We start from the raw sequence: 22,379 nt of genomic DNA, 5'->3' as shown, positions 1-22,379 counted from the left end.
CATACTATTTTTTGCGTTTTTTAAGTTTAAGTGGAAGATAAATTAGTAAACCTATAACTGGAATTAAAAGTAAGCTAAATCATGCATAAGCTGCATGAGAGTTTGAACCTTGAGTAGGTTTTTGTTCCTCTGGTGTAGGTTTAGAATCCGGATTATTTGGTTTTGAATTTGGCTTAGGATCTGGAATATGAATTGATTTTTTAACTTCAGAGAAGAAATTTTGAATTTTTGTATAAATATCATTTAGTTCGCTGAATGTTAAGTTATCCATACTAGCTTTTTGAATTTGATCATTAATAAATTTAGTTATTGTTTCTTTTTGTACACTTAGTTTGGCTTGATTATCTACTAAGAATTGTTTAAAGCTGTTAGCTAATTGATTAATTTCTTCTTGGATAGCTTGATACTTTTGAATCAGCATATTTGATTGCTCTTTAGTAGAATTGTATGCTTCATGAGCTTTTTGCTCAAGGATAAGTAATTGATTTATATTGAAGTTATATTGTAATTCTTTAGTAATGGCATCAATTTGAGCTTGATAGTTAGCTTGGATATCTTTTTCAATTGGTAAAGAGAAATCTTTAGCTTGCGCAAGTAATCCTTGCAATTCTTTTACAGCTGTTTCGTAGGCATTATTGTAGGCTAATTCATTTGTTAGATTTTGTTTTAATGCTTTCATTTGATCTTGAATGTTAATAGCGTTCGAAATTTTATCTAGCGAGTCAATTTGATTTAGTAAGTTTTTAAATTTGGCTTCATTAGCTTGAATGATAGCTGGGATTTCATTTTGCATTTTTGCTATTGTGCTTAATTCAAGTTTTAAGTCATTTTGTTTCATTTCTAATTCATGTTTAGCTTGTAGGGCTTTTTTGTAGGCTTGAGCAATTTCTTGACTTGTAGCTTGAATCAAGGAAACTGAAACTTGCTCTAATTCGTTAGGAGCAAAAATGGAATGTGCTGCAATAGCTTTTAAATCATTTAAGTAAGCATTATAAATTAGCTTTAAATTAGCGGGTTGTTGGAATTCATTTGCTTTAGTTTGATACTCTTGCAGAGTATTAAGCAATTCTTTATATTGAGGTTGCAGTTCAATAGTAGATTGGATAGTACTATCTAATGTTTTAATTTCTGTTTGATATTGAGCCAGATTATCTAAATTAAAACTTAGCGGACTAATATTAGCACTAATTTTTTGGCTTTGTTCAAGTAATTGTTCTTTAATCACTTTGAAGTTTGAGATTTCTAGGTTCGTAAGTTTATCTGTAGTATTAGTTAGTGATACTTTTAAGTTATTTATAACTTGATTAATTAGTTCTTTTTCTTGAGTTTGCCCATTTACTAATTGGCCTTGAATTTGACTGGTTAAAGTTTTAATTTGTTGTGTGCTTAATTCTGGACTTAATTGGTCTTGAGCAATAATATTTTCTAATGAAGCTTTAAGATCTTTAAATAAAGGATTTGTAAGTATGCTTGCATAGTTTGACAATTGCTTTAGGGCTATATCGTAGGCTTCTTTAGCTGAATTATATTGACTTAAAGCTAGTGTTCTAGCCTGAGCAGCATTGTCTATATATTTGCCAAAGTCTTGTTGTATTTTAGCTAGTTCTTGGGTATTGAAGTTAAAGTTTAGTTCATTTTGTAAGTTATCTAGACCTGTAACATAAGGTTGAAGCATATTATGATAAGCTGGTAAATTATAAAGACTTGCAGCTTGACTTTTAGCTTCTTGTATTTGGCTTTGTAACTTTTTATAAGCTTGAACGTAGTTATTATCACTAACGATTGAGTTTTCTAAAGTATCAATGTCTTGTGATATTATCCCAGCACCTTGAATCTGACTTAATTGATTAATCTTATCTTTAATTTGATTTATTAAGCTTGCTAAGTGGGCTAAAACTTTTTCTTTAGCTTCAGGAAGAATATTTTTTATAACTTCTTGTAATTGATTATTAAGCTCTTGTTTTTTGATAGCTAGATCAATTTGCTTGCATTGTTTTATACCATCTTGGTAGGTTTGAGTTAGCTCTTCAAGTAATGGTTGTAATGCGTTTGAATCAATAGAAGCAAAATCTTTAGCTTGATATTGATTTGAGGTAGTAACTTGAGTAACAACCTTAATAAATTGTTCTAATACAGTTTGATATGCAGGCTTATCAAATGCTTTTTTGCCTTGGGCAATTAAATCATTGATTTTGTCATAGTCGCGTTTCCAATTAGGAGCCACTTGTAATAAGTGAGAGATATTTTTGATTAAATCAAGTACTTCAGCTTTTTGGCTAAATGGCTTAGTATCATCATTTAATAAATCTATGTATTGATTTGCTAAGTTTAAATAGTTAGTTTTATAGGTTTCAAGATGAGGAATAGAGAATTCTTGTAATTGTTTAATTAAACTATTTAATTGTTTAATTAGTTCTTTTTTATTTGCTAGATACTCTAAATATTTTTCTTTTAATTGGTTTAGAGCGTTTAGCAATGCATCATAACTATCTTGAATTTGCTTTTTATCTAAACTAGTTGCTACTTTTGAACTAAAATCACTAGCAAGAGAATTGATATTTTCTTGCTCTTGACTAGAAGCATTAATATAGTAGGCTTCTTTACTATAGTTTAATGCATTAAAGGATGAATTTATAGTCTTAATAAAATCATTTAAATCAAGTGCTTGAGATAACTTGTTATTAAAACTTTCTTGATCTTGTTCTGCATTTAAGATTACAATTTCAGCTTGCTTTTGTTCTTGTGATAAGGCATCTAATAAAGCTTCTTTCGCTTGTGGCAAGTTTTGATTTTGTGCTTGAGTGAATTCTTTTTCAGCTAGAATATAGGCTTTTATGTTATCAATAGTAAGGTCTTGACCAGTAATTTGCCCTTTTAAAATATTTTTTTGGTATGTAAATAATTTGTTTGAAGTATTAATTTGATTAATTATTTTATCAACAGATTGTTTATAGTCATTTGCAAGTGAATCTTGCATTTTTGCAATGCTTTGTAATGCTGTAGTATAAGCTGATAAATCTGAAGAATTAGCCAGTGTTTCTTCACTTTGGCTTAATATTTTAGTTAATTCATCTTTTTGCTCAGTTGATAAGATATCAGTATCAGCAAGAGCTAAAGAGATATTATTTAGTGTTTGACTAGCTTGTGATAAAGCTATAGTTTTATTTCTTAATTTTAGAATGCTATTGAACTTAGCGATAAATGTTTCTGGATCTAAATCAGTGCTAGGATTAAAATCTAGTAATTTGCGTTCATTGCTATTTAGTGGGGCTAAAAAGTCTTCTTGAGTAACTTGCAATGGGTTTAGATCATTAATTTGTTTGATTTGTTCCATTAGTTGAGTTACTTGAGTTTGTTTATTATCTTCACTAAGACTAGAAAGCATTTTTATATAATCAGTTTTTTGTCAGTCAAATAAGTTTTTTGATTCATAAATAGTTTTTTCATTAGGATATAGCTTAATTATTTTTGACTTCAGTTCTTCAATTTGCGCTATTTGGGCCTTTAAATCTGCAAGTACAATAGGATTTTGTTTTTGAGCTTGCATTTCTAAAATAAGTTTATTAATTTGATCTAAATAAGCTTGTCTAGTTTCGGTCATAAAGGCGTTAAATTGGTAAGTAGTTTGGAAAGTGTCATTTTGTTCAATTAAGCTATGCGCTTGAGTTAAAGTGTTACCATAATCTTTGAAAGCTTCTTCCACTTGTTCTAGATTTGAAAGAGATTCAATTGCTGGCTTAATTTCAGATGCAAACAGTAAAACTTCTGGCTCTGCAAGTTGATATTTAGCAATTAGATCATTTAATTGAGATATAAAATTAGATACCTTAAGCAATTCGGTTGAAAATTCTGATAATTGTACTTTTAAAGCTAAATAGGTGTTAAGGCCATTTTTAATATCATAGCTTTGATTAAATGCACTATCTAGTGTGCTAAGGGTTTCTTTGTATGAATCTAGTTTCTTTTTTCAAACTTCTAGCCCTAAATTTTCGTATCTAAAACTTGCTTCAATCTTACTCATTAATTTAGTTACTCTTGCAAAAATATCAGCATCTAAACATAAGTTGACATTCATATTAAGATAATTGTTAATGTAATCTTTTACACTAGAAAAATTAATCTCGCTATTAGAAATATTATTATTAAGTTGAACATTAAAGTTAACTTTTAAGTCTAGCTTTAAGGCGTGGATGGTATTAGCTTGTAAAAGTGATGCTAGATTAGTATTATTTTTTTCTAATAAAGCATTATTTGTACTAATAGTGCTTTGTAATAGCTTGCTTAAATTATCCATGTTTAAGACATCTTGTTCAAATTTGCTTTTTAGTTGGCTTAATTTAGTTTCATTTTCAACTGTTGGCCTTAAAATTGTGCCAATCACATCTAAATAAGTTGTCTTTAAGTAAGTATCTAAATTACTTAAATTATATTCGTGTAGAATTTTATCTTTTCATTGGCTAATTTCGGCTTCAAAAGCTTCAATATTTTGATTATGTGGAGTGTTAATTACAGTTACATTGTAGCTAAATTGGTTATAGGCTCTAGCTTGATAAAAGGCATTAGCTGGAGTAAGTTTGTAAGCATTTACTGTATAGCTTGCATCTAATGGGAAATATAAGTCTTCACGTAAAGTAGCTGTATATTGGTTGCTAGTTCCTTCAGGCACTTCAAAGCTAGCAATTACTTTATTGCCTTGTTTAATATCAACATGATATCCAGCTAGATTTTGCCCTTGAATGGTAATGTGATTATCATTTACTAAAGGATTTGAGGCAGTAAGGGCTGAATTTCAGGTATTAATGTAATTATTTTGTAATTGCATATCGGTTAAATAGTAATTACGTTTATAAACATTTTGAATAATAGCAGGCCCTGGATAGTCCATATAAACTATTCCAAGCTTAGTAAATTGTTCATTGTCACTAAGGTATTTATTAAATTTTGGATCTAGGGTTTGAGATGAATTGTATGGATATCCACCAGCAACTGAAAAGAAGTTTAAATATAACATTCTAGAATCATAACTATTAGCATTAGCTATTGGCATAAAGTTAATTCCATCAGTATACTTTTGTTCAACGGAATCATTGAAGTTATCTTGCATAGTATTTCTTTGGATAGCTTCTCAGTAGTTAAATCCTCCTGATCAAACTTTAGCTTTATAGTCTTTTTGAATATCAATCATTTTACCAAGTACTTTATGGTGTCAAAAGTTAGCTATAACAATCTTTCCTCTCAAGTTTTTAAGTCTAAAATCATCCATTGTTAGTTGATCATATTCCTTACCTGTAGGGTTAAATAGTTTATTATAGATTCTTGGCTCACTAAGTAATTTTAAGTATTCCTTTGCAACATTATTTTGATTTCAAGAATTGTTAACATTAATTGCATCAGGCTCATCTTTGACTCTGAGGAAGACGAATTCACTTGGGTTTTTATCCAAGAAGGTAACAATATTATTTAATACATCCTCAAATTTTGATGCTAAATAAGTAACACCATGGCGCACATTTAAATAAGCATCACATCTAATATCAAAAGCACGAATTCCAGCATACATTTGTTGCATGTAGTTCATTGATTGAGTACGAGCAAATCTTCACCCAAGCCCTCAAGCTGGCCCTGCTCCTTCTCAAGCTCCGGAATCATGAGTTCCAGGCAGTGACATTTGGAAAATAGTTTTCATTCCATTAACATCTTTCATTCATTGATTAGCTTGATATTGTCCATAATATTTTGGATACTCGGTGCTTGCTCATTGCGTACCAAAATAAACGTATGATAAGTCATTATTTTTTCATACGTCGGTATTTGATACAGATACTGGACTAGTAGTTGTATTGCTACTTGCTCCTAAAACTGTAAGGGTACTTAGAGGAAGAGCTAGACAACTAGCTAAAAGAAGTGCTTTGCGTTTTTTCATATTGTGTTCCTATATTAAAATATTTATTTATAAATTATAATACAAACAAAAATACTAAAAAAAGCAAAAATGCTATTTTTTTAAGCACTTTTGCCTTTTTTAGTAAAGAAAAAATGCCTATTACTAGGCATTTGAAAGGTTATTAATATCCACCTTTAGATTCTTTTCCTTCAATAATTGCTACTGAACGACTTGTTCCGAATCTTGTAGCTCCAGCTTCATACATAGCGATTAAATCGTCCATGTTTGAAATTCCACCTGCAGCTTTAATTAATAATGTGTCTCCACATACGCTTTTCATGATTTTAATATCGTTTAAGTTAGCACCTCTAAAGCTAAATCCTGTAGATGTTTTGATAAATTCAGCTCCTGATTTCATAACGATTTCTGTAGCTTTTCTAATTTCATCTTCAGTTAATAAAGCTGTTTCGATAATAACTTTTAATACATGTGATCCACATGCTTCTTTAACTTTTTTAATGTCGTTTAATACGTATTCGTAATCACCTTGTTTAAATCTACCAATGTTAATTACCATATCGATTTCATCTGCACCATGTTCGATAGCTAATTTAGCTTCGTGAGCTTTAGCTTGAGTAATCATTGCACCTAGAGGGAAACCAACTACTGATGTAACTCCTACACCTGTTCCTTGTAATTTTTCAGCAACATATTTAACTCATGATGAGTTTACACAAACTGTTTTAAAGTCATATTTAATAGCTTCGTCTACTAATTTGTCAATATCTTTTTTAGTAGCTTCTGGTTTTAAGTATGTGTGGTCGATCATTTTATTGTAATTCATAATCTTTATCCTTTTTTTCTTTCTCTTATTTTAATTTATCTAAAATAATTTTGTTTTCCACTTTAGCTTGATTGAATTTGTATCCATTCTTAAGCTCTTCAACTAATTCAAGATCAATTGGGTTTGATGAGTAAAGTGTGAATAATACATCACCTTTTTTAACTTCTTCATTAGTCTTCTTGTTAAGAGTAATTCCAGCTTCGAAGTCAATTGAATCTTCTTTAGTTTTTCTACCTGCTCCAAGTTTCATTGAAACAATTCCGAATGTTAATGCGTCAAAGATTTCTAAGTAACCTTCTTGGTCCGCAATAACTTCTAATTTATATTTAGGGTTTCAGAATGTTGGAGATTTTAAAGCTTCTACATCACCATGTTGAACTGTAACAAATTCAAAGAATTTGTCTAAAGCTCTACCTGATTCAATAGCATCTTTAACCATTGCAAGGGCTTCTTCGTGGTTTGAAGCGATTTTAGCTTGTTCTAATATTGTTGCACATGAAGAGTAAACTAATTCATTAAAGTCTTGTGGTCCTTTACCTTGTAAAGTTCACATAGCTTCTAGTACTTCGTTTTTATTTCCAATTTCTCTACCTATTGGTCTAGACATGTTTGTGATTTCAGCTCTAACGTCAACATTTAATTCTTTTCCAATGTTAATCATTGTACGAGCTAATTCACGAGCAGATTCAAGATTTTTCATGAATGCACCATTACCACATTTTACGTCTAGTAAAATGGCATTTGATCCAGTAGCAAGTTTTTTAGACATGATAGATGATGCAATAAGAGGGATAGATTCAACTGTTGATGTAACGTCTCTTAAAGCATATAGTTTTTTGTCAGCTGGAACAAGTTGTGCACTTTGTCCAATAACTGCAATACCATGTGTTTTAACTTGTTCAATAAAGTCTTTTTCGCTAACTTCAACTGTAAAACCAGGGATTGATTCAAGTTTGTCAATAGTTCCACCTGTGTGTCCTAATCCACGTCCACTCATTTTAGCAACTGGAGCTCCACATGCTGCAACAATTGGTGCTACAGCTAATGTAGTTTTATCTCCAATTCCACCTGTTGAGTGTTTGTCAACTTTAATACCTGGGATAGCTGATAAGTCAATAACATCACCTGAGTGCATCATGTATTTTGTCATTGTGGCAATTTCTCTTGATGTCATTCCATTAAACATAACTGCCATTAGGAAAGCACTCATTTGGTAATCTGGTGTTTCGTTTTTAACATATGAAGTAATTAAGAATTTAATTTCTTCATTAGTTAATTCTTTGTTTAAACGTTTTTTTTCGATTATATCTACTACACGCATAATTATCTTGCTAATTTAAGAGCAATCTCCATCATTTTTGTGAATGCGAATTGACGTTCTTCAGCAGATGTTTCTTCGTGTGTAATAATGTTGTCGCTAATTGTTAATAAACAAGCAGCTTCTTTTCCAGTTGCTTCAGCGTTTGTGAATAATGCGTATGATTCCATTTCAACGCAAATTGTTTGTGTGTCTTCGATTCTCTTTTCAACTGGTACTACTGAGTAAAATACGTCAGATGAGTGAACTCTACCAACTGTAAGTGGTGTTCCGTTTTCTTTAGCAATAGCTTTAATTTCTTCATTTAATTTTGATGAAGGATAAGCAACATTTCCTTCTTTACCTAAAGCGATTCTTCTGAATGCATCAGCATCAGCAACAGCTTCTGAAGCAAGAACAACTTCGTATAATCCTAAATCAGCTTTGTATGATCCTGCTGACCCGATTCTGATAATTCTATCAACATCGTAGAATTTGAATAGTTCGTATGAGTAAATACCGATTGAAGGACATCCCATACCACTAGCAGCAACTGTGATTGGTTTTCCTTTGTATGTACCTGTGAACATAAACATGTTTCTAACTGTGTTAACTAGTCTGTATCCAGGGTCTAAGTAAGTTTCAGCAATAAATTTTGCTCTTAATGGGTCTCCTGGCATAATAACTGTTTTAGCAATATCTTCTTTTTTTGCATTAATGTGTGGTGTCATAATTAATAACCTCCTATTAATTAAATTAAAATGTTTATGACATTTGGACTTTTAAATAGTCAATATAATTTTAACACTTCAACCGCAAACGTAAATAAATAACTTTATTTTTATTATGGAATTTCAAATCGATTATTTAGGCAAATCATTTCAACTTATGTCATTATTAAAATAACAAAAAAACATAGTCATTTTTAAGCTAAATTATTTTATTTTAGTAAGCTTGAAAATTTTAAAATAATGTCTAAAAGGCTTATAAATGAGGCAAATAGTATAAAAATGTGAAAATAATGAACTATTTCCACAAATAATAGATAAATTAGGCTCGTTTTAAGGGAGAATTTTATAATAAATATGAAAGAGGCTAAATGAAACTAAAAACTAATTTATTATTTTATACACTACCCCCTAGTTAGGGTATTATCTTTTACAACAGTTGCTTGTTATAATAAGACTAAAACAGATAAAAAGCCAACAAAAGAGAAAACTAAATTAGTGTTTTCTCTCGAGTTTAAAGCAAAAATTGCAAAGCATTATCCATCATTAATTTCAAAAAATTTACTTAAAGATAATATTAGAATAGAAAACTTCGACGCTCATATTTATAGTAGCTATGATATCCGAGATATTAGTTATGATGCTAAAAGTAAAATGTTATATGCAACATATAAAGGCAAAAAATTTGCTTTATTAAATGAAATTAATCTAGCTAAAGATGAAAATCTTGTTGGTATAGAACTAAATATTAAGAATGAAAGCATTATAAATCCTGAAAAATACTAATCAAAGTGTATTCAAACACTCATTGTTTAGATATTTCCTATCGAGTATGTAAAAATGAAAATGTAATTGAGTTATTAACTAAAGAAAAACTCAACATATTCGCTTTAACCAAGTTGCAAAAGAAGAGCCTTATACTAGAAGTCGTCTTGATTTGGCATCTGAAACCGAAAAAGGTTTTGATAATGAAATTACAGAAAACTTAATTACTATAAGTGAGCAATATAATAAAAACAAAGATGCAATACTTGATTATTTAAAAGCAGAAAAGAGTTAAAAGTAGTCCGCAATGTCAAAGCAAAAGAATTACAAAATTTTATTATTTGTGTCTTAATTAAAGGCAAGGAAATAGCGATTTTAAATGCTAATGAAGACTTAACATACTTCAGCAACAATCACAATGTAACTTATAAATTTAACTAATTTTAGCTGCACTATATAATGGCGCAGCTTTATTACAAATGTGGAACAAAATGTGGAAATTATTTCTATTTTCACTGATTTTTTAACCAATGCTTAAAAATAGTAATAGAATAAAATTGGAATTAGAATTTTAGGAGAAACACATGAATAAATTAAAAACTATGTTCCTTGCAATTGCAGGGACTACAATAACTTTACTTCCAGTTGCTGCAACAGTAGCATGCAAACATGAAAATGAAGACAAAAAGCCGGCTAATAACAATGCCGGAGGAACTACTGCAACACCTGTAACCCAAGAAGGTGGAAAAACAACGTCAGGAACTCAAGAAGGTGGAAGCACCGCAGGTGAAGCAAAAGCCTCTGCAATCGTAGAAGCAGCTAAAAAATTAGCTTTAAATATTGAAGATAATTACCTAAATAATCCTGAATATAGAGCTTACTTAAATGCCTCAGCTTATTCATTAATATATGGAAAAGTTGGTGTAACTGGAATGGATACAGCTAAATATGATGTTAAAGTCAAAAACTTTACAATTGATGATGCAAACGGAAAAGTTACTTTTAATGTTGAAGCAACAGATAAAGCTGATAAAAGTCAAACTGTAACAAAAGCTTTAGAATTAACTGGCTTTAGACCAACGACAGCTGAAGAATTAGCTAAAGTCAATACTAAAGAAGTTCGTATTACACCAGTAACGAATGCAGAAGATATTAAATTCTATTTTGATTCAGATCCTAAATATATAGGATACTACTTTAGTACTTCTAAATTAAATAGTAAAAAAGATGGGCCAAATAGTTACTTTGATTTGTCAGAACCTATTTTTGAAGATAAAGACTCATTCCAATTATGTCAAGCAGATGATGTCTTATATGGAAAAAAGAATAAAAATGGAGATCTTAGAGTAAATCCAAGTTCTAGACTTACACTTAAAGCTGTGGACAAGGCTAAAAAGACAATTACATTTACATATAGAGTTGTTTATGTAATTAAATCATCAAATAAAAAGGTTCACCAAAAATATGTAATTTCAGAACCTAAAGAAATTACAGTAAGTTTTGCTGTTAAAGAAACAGCTGCTCAACCAGCTGCCTAGCAAGTACTTCAAGCCCATTATGGGCTTGATTTTTTTATCTAATTTTGTGGAAAACAAAGATTATATTCCACAAAATGTGGAAAGTTTCCACATATTAGAGCAAATGTTTTACCCTCCTAAAATAAGGTGTTAATATTAAATGGTTAGGTAACTAAATGAAGGAGAAAAAATGAAAAAATTCAAAACATTATTATTAACATTAGTCGGAGCTAGTTTAATTGCAACTCCATTAGTTGCTTCTCAATGTGATGATAAAAAAGCTAACGATAAAGATGATACCAATACAGCGGGTGTAGATAAGAATGGTAAAAGTCAAGATAAGCCTTCAAATGATGTGTTAAATAAAACTCCGGGTACAAATTTAAATGATGAAGATAAAAAACCTGATAAAAGTAAACTATCTGATGGAGACAAAAAGCCAGATGAACATAAAAAACTTGGTAAAAGTAAACCATCTGATGAAAGCAAAAAACCAGATGAAGATAAAAAACCTGGTGAAAGTAAGCCATCTGATGGAGACAAAAAGCCAGATGAAGATAAAAAACCTGATGAAAGTAAACCATCTGATGGAAACAAAAAACTAGTTGATAGCAAAGATAAAGAAGGAAATAAACCCGAAGCTCAAACTCAAGATCCAGAATTGGCAGCTGTTAATTTAGTAGATGGGAATTCATTATTCCAATTAATGCCTAATTTTGATAAAGCAGCAGTATTAAACCACATTAAAATTAGCGACAAATATGTTCAATTTGATCACAAGTCTAGAAAAATTACTACAAGTAAAAAGAATGGTACTAGCTTTTTACAATTCAAGCCAGAATATAGTGCAAGCGCTGTGCAACCTGTTAATGTAAGTAAAACCACATTTACCTATAAAAATAGAAATTTACCAAATGGAAATTTAAACTTTGTTTATGATGAAACAAGTGGATTACTACTAATTAAATATAAATTAGCACTGCAACAAGCTGATGGAACATTTAAATATACAAATAAAGCTTATACTTCAATAGTTAAGATTACAAATGAAACCGAAAATACTAATAACAATAATAATGGCACACCAACTAGTGATTCAGATATTCGTCCTGGAGAAAGCGATAATAATGTAACTCCAATAAATGTGGCAGCAAATGGCTATAATTATGTTTATGATGCAAATAATGACTATTATGCAAGTGCTAATGGCAAAAAAGGAAAAGATCTAATTGATGAATTATTAAGAATTCAAAAGTCACACTTAAAAGGAATACATAATTACAATTCTTTGCCAAGCTTTTACAATAAATCAAAAGCCTTTAGAGATCTATTTTATGAAAATGACAACACTATGTTGGATGTGTATTCAGAAAATCCATCTGGTAAAGATCCATATACGTATGCTAACTACAGCGGTGGTAGCGGAGGAGGTGAAGGCATAGGAATGAACCGTGAACACATGATTCCGCAATCATGATTTGGAAAAGCTAGCCCAATGGTTAGTGATGTCAACCACATCTTCCCTACAGATATAAAAGTAAATGGTGTTAGAAGTCACTTTGCTCATGATTATGTCACTTCACCAAAAGTAGTCTTTAGACAAGAAAGCACAATGGGTAGAAATAACCTAGGACTAAATGCGATGGAACCATTAGATGAATTTAAGGGAGATATAGCTAGAGCGTACTTATACTTTACAGCTACATACAATGATAAAAGCTTAAATAACATGTCTGAATCAATCTTTACTAGAACATTCCCTTATATCAAAGAACATTACTTAGCTACTTATCTAGAATGAAATAAAAATGATCAAGTTGGACCATGAGATGTTTTAAGAAATAATGAAATAGCTAAATTCCAAGAAGTTAGAAATCCATTTATTGATTATCCTGATTTAGCTAATAATATTTTTGGCCCAGACCCTAAGCCATTTGTTAACAAAGGTATTTTAATTAAGGCAGAGCCTATTAATAATAATTAATCCCGTAAGGGATTTTTTTGTTAAAAAAAGTAGCTTTGGCTTGCTACTTAGTACGAATAATTACTTCCCCAGTATCTAAATTATAGATATCACTAGGCTTACCATTTGGAGTGCAGAAATCATAAATATTTGTGACTTGTGGAAATACGTTTGCAACTTCGTGCAAGGTTAAAACAGTTTGCCCTGAAATATTAGCACTACTCATATAAATTGGTCCATTGGCAAGTAAATATGCTTGTAATAAAGGGCAATTTGGCATTCTAAAGCCTTGATCATTAACTACAATACTAACACCACCAGGTCATTTTTCTTGAGCTAGTTCTGTTGCTTGTTGGTTTCATTGAGGAAAGGCTTGAGCTTGTTGCAGTGAGCCAACTAAAATCATAATTTTCTTACTTTTAGGTCTATGTTTAAGTTCATAAATTAATTCTAGGGTTTGTTCATTAACAGGACCACCAATGCCACAAACTGTATCAGTTGAGCAAATTATTATATCTTTATATTTATCATTATTCATGTCTACCTACTTTAATAATTGATATTTTACTTCTTAATTATAAAAGCCAAAATATTTATCTTTAAGGCTAAAAAATGCATTTATTTATAAATTAATTTATAAATAAATAATATAATAAATGCATATGAAAAAGGATAAATTTTTAATAGTATTTTTAACAATCATTACATTTGGTCTAATTTGAATAAAATGAAACAAACAAACCAAAAAAGAAAAGAACACAATTTATCAAAATGATAAGTTGCCTTTTAAATTCAATGAGTTTTTAGCTCTACTTGGACAAGATAACATTCAAGAAGTGCAAACTAGACTCAATCGAATTAATATTTCGGTTAAAGATATTAAACTAGTCAAATTACAAGAATTAAATAAATTGAAAGGAATTGGTGGGATTGTTGCTCGTAGCAACGGAGTGTCTTTAGTTTTAGGTGAATATACAACAGTTGTTTATAACGAACTAAAAAAAATAATTAAGTAAGGAGGAAACATGCAAGAACAATTAAAATATAAAATCGTACTTGACAATTTACTTGATATTACGCAAAGTGATCCATCAATCTTTACTAGAATCAATGATAAAGATTATATGGATTTATATCAACTTGTAGGTGATAATAACATTGCCACAATTTTTGATAATGAAACTTTTGAAGTTTCAGCACTTGATGATAGTATTGTTGAACACATTAAGCGAATTATGAATCTTTCAAATTCAGAAAACTTAGTGCAATACATGGAAGCACATAGTGCTGATTTTGAACGTCTTAATATTAAGTTTAATTCAGAAAATATTTATGAAAATTATGAACATAACAAAGAAAAGATTTTAAACCAATTAGAACTTAGAGTCCAAAAGTCCATTTTAAAATGGAAAATTTTAAATGATAAAGTAACTAATATCTTGGATGAAACTAACATTTGACCATTACACATTGGTTTCTTATTTTTATCTCTAAAAAAAGATGATCGGGTAATTTATGCCCCACTATTTTTAAAAGAAGCTAATATTATCTTTAAAAATGGGAAGCCTATTATTAAAAGTGATGGTGATATCAAAGTTAATGAAAAATTATTATTTTTCTTAAACAATAATGAATTTAACTTAACAATTGATACAGACTTTAAAAACTACAAGATTTCTTCATTAATTCAAAAATTACGTGCAGATTGAGATGGCTTATATAAATTACCTGAAAATATCGCAGCACCTTTTGAAAAATTTACTTATGAAGATATAAATAATGAAAACATGAGATTTTATCCAGGAGCTGTATTAGGGATTTATAAACCTTGAGGTGGATATTCACGTAATCGGATGAAAGATATCATCATTAATAATGAAATGGATGACATTATTAAGGTTGAATTCAATAAAAATGTTTATAAAGAAGTAATTAATAAATTAATTTTTAATCCTAACTTAACATTACTTAGAATCACTGAGTCAAACTTATCACAAGATAAAGCTATTGTTTCGGCTCTAAATCAAAATACTGTAATTTGAGGTCCACCTGGAACGGGTAAATCTCAAACAATTGTTAACTTACTTGCTAATATTTTATTCTATGGAAAAACAGCTATTGTAGCTAGTCAAAAGAAAGCTGCACTTGATGTTATTAAAAATAGAATGAATTCACTAGCTCCATTCTGTCTTTTTATTCTAAATAGCAAAGATCTGAATCGTAAAGCATTCTATAAACCAATTAAAGACTATCTTGATATGCTAGAAAACTTTAATGATTCACGTAAGATTGAATCAATTGGCACTATCACAAAACGTGAACTTGAGTTTATTTCACAAGCTTCTGAATACCTTAATGATGCTTTAGCTCAAAACGTGCTAAAAGCTTACTACTACATTGCGGAGCATAAAGATAATTTTGACTTTAATAAAGATATGGAATTTATCTTATCTTTACCAAGAGATATCAAATATCCTCAAAATCCAACACATTGTCAAACTGCTAAAGAATTACTTAAGATTTCGCGTTTAACTTTCTTCCCATTTGTGAAGAAATATTATGAATTAAAACGCATTGGAAACGAAATTGATAGTCGTATGCCTAATTTTGATGGTTCATGAGCTGATCTAATGAACTTTATTATTAGCATTGGATTTAATAATATTGATTCAGAATATTCTCCATTTAGAAGACTAAATGAATTAATTAAACTGAATGCTGACATTGCTCATAAACCTTTAATTTCAAATGAAGAAGCCTTAAAACAAATTATTACTGAAAAAATCTTTAATCGAATTAATCATTTTAACGAAGACCAAAAACGTTTATACCGTGAATTTGCTCAATCTGTACGGATCAATAATTTGGAACCATATAGATTTGTTAAAAAATACTCAGAAATGATTAAATTAATTTTTCCAATTATTATTGCCACACCAAATACAGATTTATCTGGTTGAGGTAAAGAAGAATTTGACTATGCTATCTTAGATGAATCAAGCCAAATCTTTATTGAAAATGCTTTACCAATTTTATATTTAGCGAAAGTAAATATTTTAGCTGGTGATACTGAACAAATGAAGCCTAGTAACTGATTTGGAATCCGTTATACTGACGATTCAATCTTTGGTCAAGTTGAATCTGTACTTGATTATGCCTTATCTTTAGGTGTGCATTCAATTATGCTAAATAAAAACTATAGATCAAATCATGCTGCCTTAATGACCTTTTCATCTCGCAATTTCTATGAAGGAAAACTTGATGTTTTAGATGCAGCTAGTGTTTGAAACAATGATCCAATCGAAGTATATGAAGTCAATGGAGAATGAGATAATAACCGTAATATACTAGAAGCTCATTTAGCTATCCAAAAAGTTAAAGAAAACCTAGACAAATACAATAAGATTATTTTGTTAGCCTTTAACGCTAAACAAAGTGAATACTTAACTAATGAAATTTATAAACAACACCATGAATTAGAAGATGCAATTGCAGCTAAACGTTTACTTATTAGAAATATTGAAAATATTCAAGGGGATGAAGCTGATTTAGTTGTAGCCACTGTAGCTTACGATAAAAATACTAAGTTAAATTCAACTTATGTATGTAGGCCTGGCGGTAAAAATGCACTTAATGTTGCTATTTCACGTGCTAAAGATAAAATGATTGTGATTAAAACAATTAAATCAAGTGATATTGTTTCTCAATATGAAATGAGCGATGATATGCGCATCTTTAAAAAATGACTAGAATTCCTAGAACGCAGTCCTGAACAACGCTTAAAGATGCTTAAAAATTCATTCGAATCAAAACATGATGCTATTTCAAATACCTTTAATAAAGATCAATGATTCAAGGATATAGTGTTTGATAAAATTGCTCGAACGATTGCTAATAATCCAAGATTTGAAATTTTTAAAGACTACACAGTAGGTTCACTTGATATTGATATTGTAGTTACATATAACAAGATACCATTCAAATGCATTTGTTTTGATACATTTAATTATTCAAATTCAATTGAAAAATACGTTAAATTATATGATGCAATCAAATTCTTAAAATCTAAGAAATATGATGTTACTGTTATTAATCCGATTTCATGAATTTATGAACAAAATAATGTTGAAAAATGATTTAATGCTAAAGAAATTAATAGCTTTGAAAAAACTTCAGTTGCCAATAAGACTAATACTTATGCAATCAACAAGATTGAACAAGATGAATTTGAGGATAATGAAGATGTTTTAGGCCTAAATGTTAAGCCTGAACAATTAGCTACAGCAACCTATAAGTTAAATTCAGAAGCTAAGTTAGATCAAGCAAGTGATAATATGACCCAAAATTCAGTTGAAAGTATTATTGAACAAGAAACTAATTTAGATTCAAGCACTCAAGATTTAATATTAGAAGAAGATAACTTAGAAGCTAAACCTGATCAAGAAGTTATGGCATATGAAGCCGAAGATCAAAATGATTTTGATACCTATGAAGCTACATATGAATCTGAGTCTATTCAAGAAGATATAACTCAAAAAGATATATTAGAAGAAAACAATGGTGAGCAATTACCTCAAGAGCAAATTGAAAATGAAGCTGCAATCCAACCTAATAGTCAAGATGCACAAAATAACCTAGAAGAGGAAGATGCAAATATTGAACAATTTGATGAAGACCTAACAACTGAAGATGAATACGAAACTGATTTTTCTGAATTAGGTATTAATCTTTCTAAACTAGAAGAAAAAATTTCAATTTATGCTAATGATCAAATTTATAATGAACCAACTAAATTAATTGAAAATGATGAAGAAGATAGCGCCCAAATTTCACTTGCAATCGAAACTTCTTCTGAACAATTAACTAAAGAAGTAACACAATTTATTAAAAAAGTTGAAAATGATGAAAGTAATGCTGCAGAAAACATCATTGATACTGATATAAACGTTCAAGATATTGAATTAAGGCAAGAACAAACAAGTGCTGAGTCTAATTGAGTTGAAGATGATGAAGACTTAGCTGATGATGATTTTGTAATCAATTTCAATTTTGATGATGTAGATGATGAGTCTAATAAAACACAAGTTATCTCACATGAAGAAATTGAACAAAGCGCCTTAAACAAAGTGCAACAAGTCGAAAACAAAGTAAAAAGAAACACAAAAACAATAGATCAACCAAGTATGCAAGATGCGACTGCTGAATGAATAATTGAATCTATTGATGAAGAAGAATAAGGAGATGCTATATGGATACATTACAAATTTTAAATTTCTTATCAAAGGATGTTAAATTAAAGTTAATTATTCACCTTTATACCTGCCACGAACGTGAGTGTGATGTTAATGACTTGCTTAATGCCTTAAATGAAAAACAAGCTAATGTTTCAAAACACTTAGGTAATTTAAAAAGAGCCGGAGTGGTAAAAATTAGAAAAGAAGGTGTAGCTAGTTATTACTATTTAGCCCCGGCATTTATTAAAAAATATGGTGTGCTAATTGAAGAAATTATGCGACTTGTTAAAGAAGACGTTTATCAAAAATATACATGTAAATGTTTTAATGACGGACACGAACAAATACATGAACATAGCGAAAAAGATTGTTTATTAAATAGTCATGACAAAAAGTAAAGAACAAAAAATAGTAAAGAGGGTAAAAACTAAAATGCCCTCTTTATTCCGACTTACCAAAGGTGCCCGTTGGTATTCGGCAATTTGTATTATTTTAGTAATTGCAGAAGTACTTATGCAAGTATTTATGCCTAAAATAGTAGGGAATGTAATTGACAGTGGAATTATTCAAGGTAATAAAACTGTCGTTATTCAAAAAGGACTTATTTTAATTGGATTAGCTCTTGCTTCGCTAGCCTCTGGTGTGATAGTATCCTTTGTATCAGCTAAGGCAGCAACTATCTTTTCACGCAATATTCGCCACGCAATATTCGCTCAAGTCCAAGAATTTTCATTTAATGATATTGACAAATACAGCAATGGGGTAATTCTAAATCGTTTAAATAATGATGTTAATAACATTCAAATGGCCTTTATGATGATTATAAGAGCCTTTATTAGATTACCTTTTATGTTTATTGCAGCAATTGTTTTTGCAATTAAAGTTTCACTAAAACTTTCAACCATTTTTACAGTGTCTCTACCTTTAATTGCTGCTTTATTCTTGGTTATTTGATACACTTCATATCCAAAATATAAATTACTATACAAGGAATATGATGCATATAACCAAAAGATTCAAGAAAACCTTAATGGAATGAGAACAATTAAGGCTTATGTTACTGAAAAATCAGAAGCTGATAAGGTTGAATTATTAGCTAATAAGCTAAAAAGTACTAATACAAAAGTAGACAAAATAGTATCTTGAAATACTCCAATTATTTTTGGAACCATCTTTATGTCAGTGGTGGCTCTTGGTGGGATTGGAACACGTTTAGCCCTTGGTGGAAGCATCCAAGTTGGGGATATAGTTGCCTTTGGTTCTTATATTTGAATGATTTCAGGTTCTTTAATGGGAATTATGAATGTGCTTGGAATGGTTTTAATGGCTATACCAAGTTCAAAACGTGTTAAAGAAATTATTAATCATCAACCAAGTATTGTTAATAAACCCAATGCTCTAAAAGCAAACTTACAAGGTGGAATTACTTTTGAAAATGTAACATTTAACTATTTAGGTACTAATCACCCAAGTATTAAAAATGTTTCAATTAAAATTCAGCCAGGTGAATCGATAGGTATTATTGGAGAAACTGGTTCAGGAAAGACAACTTTCACATCCTTAATTGCTAGATTTTATGATCCACAAGAAGGAAGAATTTTACTTGATGATCATGATATTAAAGATTTAGATTTACACTACACCAAAGCACAAATCGCTCAAGTGTTCCAAGAATCTATCCTCTTTAAAGGTACTATTCGAGACAATATGTTATGAGGTAAGCAAGATGCTAGTGATGAAGAAATTTATCATGCATTAGCTCAAGCTAATATAGAAGACTATGTCACAGGCTTAAAAGAAAAACTGGATTCACCAGTTGAACAAAAAGGACAAAATTTCTCAGGTGGTCAAAAGCAACGTTTATGTATAGCACGTGCCTTAATAAAACAACCAAGAATTTTAATTTTAGATGATGCAACTTCTGCTGTTGACTTTAAAACAGAAGCACAAATCAAACACGCAATTAGCCAAATTGATAATTGCACCAAAATCATTATTGCTCAAAAAATTAATTCAATCAAAGACTGTGATCGGATCTTAGTCTTTGACAACGGAGAAATTAAGCACATTGGTTCACACCAAGAATTGCTTAAGGAATCAAGCTTTTATGCTGAGTTATACAAAGCTCAACAAGCTATGGGAGGTATTGATGAAATCCTTCAATAAAATGGGTTCTAGACCAGTTTATACCAAATTAACTAAGCAACAAAAGAAAGCTACTTTCTCTCGCTTAATTAAAATCCTATGAGGTGATAATAAGTGATGATTAATTCTAGCTGCTGGCTTAATTTTACTTTCAACAGTAGGTATGCTATACCAACAAGTCTTTATAGGTAAAATTGTTGTGCAATTATTCTTACAACCTGCGCTAGATAATGGACTAACGGTTGAGACCTTTAACTGAGATCAATTCTACTTAATGTTATTTGGCTCAGTAGCTTTATTCTTAGTAAGTATATTTTCAGGTTTTGCAGCCAACAGAATCATGATTAATATTACTTACAAAACAATGACTAGCATGCGGGTAAAACTTTATCGCCATATGCAATCATTGCCAATTAAATTCTTTGATTCTAATGCTAAGGGAAATTTAGTTTCTCGGCTTACAGCTGATATTGATACTTTAAGACAATTCTTATCAAAAACTTTCCCTTCAATTACTCAATCATTAATTATCTTAACTGCTTCAATTATTATTATGTTAGTGCTAGATTGAGCTTTAAGCTTAATTATGATTGGAGTTATTATTCTAATTTTTGCTGCCAGCTTTATAATTGGAAAATTCTCTTCTAAAGCCTTTGTTAAGAGACAAAAGCAAATTGGAGAATTAACTGGATATGCTGAAGAAATGATTAGTGGACTTAAAACTGTTAAAATCTTCGGTCAAGAAGCTAATGCGATTAATCAATATGATCAAATTAATGCAAAACTAGCTAAAGTAAGTTTCAAATCAGAATTTTGAGCTAACGTAATTTTCCCAACTAGCCAAAACTTAGGAAACATTGCTTATGCAATAGTTACTATTTTTGGTGGAATTATGGTAATTAATAATTTCACTAGTGGCAATATTGCGACTGCTGGTTCACTAGCTGGACTTGAACTTGGAACCTTTATTGCTTTTACACAATTTGCTAAATCATTTTCAGGACCAGTTTCTTCTATGACACAAAATGCCAATTCAGTAGTATTAGCACTTGCCGGTGCTAATCGTGTGTTTGATATTATGGATCAAAAACCAGAAGCTGATGAAGGTAAAATCACTTTAGTACGCGTTGAAGAAGCAATGGGCAAATACATAGAAGTGCCACTTGCTGAAGGTTATGGAAAATTTGCATGAAAAATACCTGTTGGTTCAAGCTATGAATATAAATTATTACAAGGTCATATTGAGTTTAAAAATGTATCATTCAAATATCAAAATGAATATACATTGAAAAATATTTCATTTGAAGCTTTACCTGGCCAAAAAATAGCTTTAGTCGGAGCGACTGGAGCTGGTAAAACAACAATAACAAGTTTAATCTCACGCTTTTATGAAATTGCTGAAGGAGAAATCTTGTATGATGGAATCTTAATTCAAGCAATTCAAAAAGATTCATTGCGTAAGTCCTTAGGATATGTACTACAAGAAACTGTTCTTTTTAGTGATACAGTTAAAAATAACATCGCCTATGGAGCTGAAGGAATTAATGAATATGTCCTTAATGATGTAACAGAAGCTGCTCACTTAAATGGACATATTGATAAATTAAATGATAAGTACGAAACTATACTGGTAAATTCAGGATCTAACTTGTCTCAAGGGCAAAGACAATTGGTTTCAATTGCACGTGCAAGTTATAAAAATCCTCCAGTATTAATTTTGGATGAAGCTACTTCAAATATTGATACACATACTGAAATCATTGTTGAAAAAGCCATGAATAAACTAGTTGAAAACAGAACTTCATTTATCATTGCACATAGACTTTCAACTATAGTTAATGCTGATAAAATTATTGTTCTTAATAATGGACAAATACTAGAACAAGGTAATCATAAAGAATTGCTTAAAGCCAAGGGTGCTTATTGATCTTTATGGCAAAATGCTGCAGGGAAATAAGACAAAAAAATATAAGATTTTAATCTTATATTTTTTTTGTTATAT

General features: G+C 30.1%; 14 protein-coding genes. 9 read left to right on the top strand and 5 right to left on the bottom strand.

All coding sequences use genetic code 4. The features are described from left to right. Nucleotides 1–4: 4 nt before the first annotated feature. The 4 genes from ACM0IS_RS02210 to deoD form a co-directional block, all read right to left on the bottom strand. Entirely contained in the window at nt 5–5,923 is a 5,919-nt protein-coding gene (locus tag ACM0IS_RS02210) for a hypothetical protein (RefSeq protein WP_416755854.1), read from the bottom strand. A 142-nt stretch (nt 5,924–6,065) separates the two neighbouring features. After that, complete coding sequence (gene deoC / locus ACM0IS_RS02205) at nt 6,066–6,728, bottom strand: deoxyribose-phosphate aldolase (RefSeq protein ID WP_416755852.1); 663 nt, start codon at nt 6,726–6,728, stop codon at nt 6,066–6,068. 25 nt (nt 6,729–6,753) lie between these two features. Then, nucleotides 6,754–8,049 (bottom strand): pyrimidine-nucleoside phosphorylase, encoded by a 1,296-nt coding sequence (locus ACM0IS_RS02200; RefSeq protein ID WP_416755851.1) that lies wholly within the window; start codon nt 8,047–8,049, stop codon nt 6,754–6,756. Nucleotides 8,050–8,051: 2 nt separating this feature from the next. Further along, nucleotides 8,052–8,756, bottom strand: coding sequence for a purine-nucleoside phosphorylase (gene deoD / locus ACM0IS_RS02195; protein WP_416755850.1), 705 nt, complete (start codon nt 8,754–8,756; stop codon nt 8,052–8,054). 651 nt (nt 8,757–9,407) lie between these two features. Here deoD and ACM0IS_RS02190 point away from each other — a divergent pair. The 4 genes from ACM0IS_RS02190 to ACM0IS_RS02175 all read left to right on the top strand — a co-directional run bounded on the left by ACM0IS_RS02190 (nt 9,408) and on the right by ACM0IS_RS02175 (nt 13,019). Then, the gene (locus tag ACM0IS_RS02190) at nt 9,408–9,539 is read left to right on the top strand and encodes a hypothetical protein (protein ID WP_416755849.1); all 132 of its coding nucleotides are present in this window, start codon (nt 9,408–9,410) and stop codon (nt 9,537–9,539) included. A gap of 151 nt (nt 9,540–9,690) precedes the next feature. Then, nucleotides 9,691–9,813 carry a hypothetical protein gene (locus ACM0IS_RS02185; protein WP_416755848.1) on the top strand — a complete coding sequence of 41 codons (123 nt, stop codon included), beginning with the start codon at nt 9,691–9,693 and terminating at the stop codon, nt 9,811–9,813. Between the two features lie 289 nt (nt 9,814–10,102). Next, nucleotides 10,103–11,056 (top strand): hypothetical protein, encoded by a 954-nt coding sequence (locus ACM0IS_RS02180; RefSeq protein ID WP_416755847.1) that lies wholly within the window; start codon nt 10,103–10,105, stop codon nt 11,054–11,056. A 169-nt stretch (nt 11,057–11,225) separates the two neighbouring features. Beyond that, nucleotides 11,226–13,019: an endonuclease gene (locus ACM0IS_RS02175; protein ID WP_416755845.1), complete on the top strand. Its 1,794-nt coding sequence runs from the start codon at nt 11,226–11,228 to the stop codon at nt 13,017–13,019. Nucleotides 13,020–13,062: 43 nt separating this feature from the next. Here the strand turns inward: ACM0IS_RS02175 and ACM0IS_RS02170 are convergent, their stop codons facing one another. Continuing rightward, entirely contained in the window at nt 13,063–13,536 is a 474-nt protein-coding gene (locus ACM0IS_RS02170) for a Sua5/YciO/YrdC/YwlC family protein (protein WP_416755844.1), read from the bottom strand. Nucleotides 13,537–13,660: 124 nt separating this feature from the next. On the opposite strand from ACM0IS_RS02170, the gene ACM0IS_RS02165 reads away from it, so the two are divergent. The 5 genes from ACM0IS_RS02165 to ACM0IS_RS02145 are packed head-to-tail and all read left to right on the top strand — an operon-like array spanning nt 13,661 to nt 22,334. Continuing rightward, on the top strand, nt 13,661–14,014 hold the full coding sequence (locus tag ACM0IS_RS02165; RefSeq protein WP_416755843.1) for a PTS glucose transporter subunit IIB: 354 nt from the start codon (nt 13,661–13,663) through the stop codon (nt 14,012–14,014). A 9-nt stretch (nt 14,015–14,023) separates the two neighbouring features. Further along, a complete protein-coding gene (locus ACM0IS_RS02160) occupies nt 14,024–18,235 on the top strand; it encodes an AAA domain-containing protein (protein WP_416755841.1) in 4,212 nt (1,403 codons plus the stop codon). An 11-nt stretch (nt 18,236–18,246) separates the two neighbouring features. Continuing rightward, nucleotides 18,247–18,630 carry an ArsR/SmtB family transcription factor gene (locus tag ACM0IS_RS02155; protein ID WP_416755052.1) on the top strand — a complete coding sequence of 128 codons (384 nt, stop codon included), beginning with the start codon at nt 18,247–18,249 and terminating at the stop codon, nt 18,628–18,630. Next, on the top strand, nt 18,617–20,398 hold the full coding sequence (locus ACM0IS_RS02150) for an ABC transporter ATP-binding protein (RefSeq protein ID WP_416755840.1): 1,782 nt from the start codon (nt 18,617–18,619) through the stop codon (nt 20,396–20,398). Before ACM0IS_RS02155 ends, ACM0IS_RS02150 begins: the two co-directional genes overlap by 14 nt. Beyond that, nucleotides 20,382–22,334, top strand: coding sequence for an ABC transporter ATP-binding protein (locus ACM0IS_RS02145; RefSeq protein WP_416755839.1), 1,953 nt, complete (start codon nt 20,382–20,384; stop codon nt 22,332–22,334). The genes ACM0IS_RS02150 and ACM0IS_RS02145 overlap by 17 nt, the downstream gene beginning before the upstream one ends. The last annotated feature ends 45 nt before the right edge of the window (nt 22,335–22,379 follow it).

The organism is Mycoplasma aquilae ATCC BAA-1896 (assembly GCF_048074525.1).
Taxonomy (GTDB): domain Bacteria; phylum Bacillota_I; class Bacilli_A; order Mycoplasmatales; family Metamycoplasmataceae; genus Mycoplasmopsis; species Mycoplasmopsis aquilae.
The sequence above is the reverse complement of the archived record's forward strand: the minus strand, read 5'-3'. Positions and strand labels throughout refer to the sequence as shown.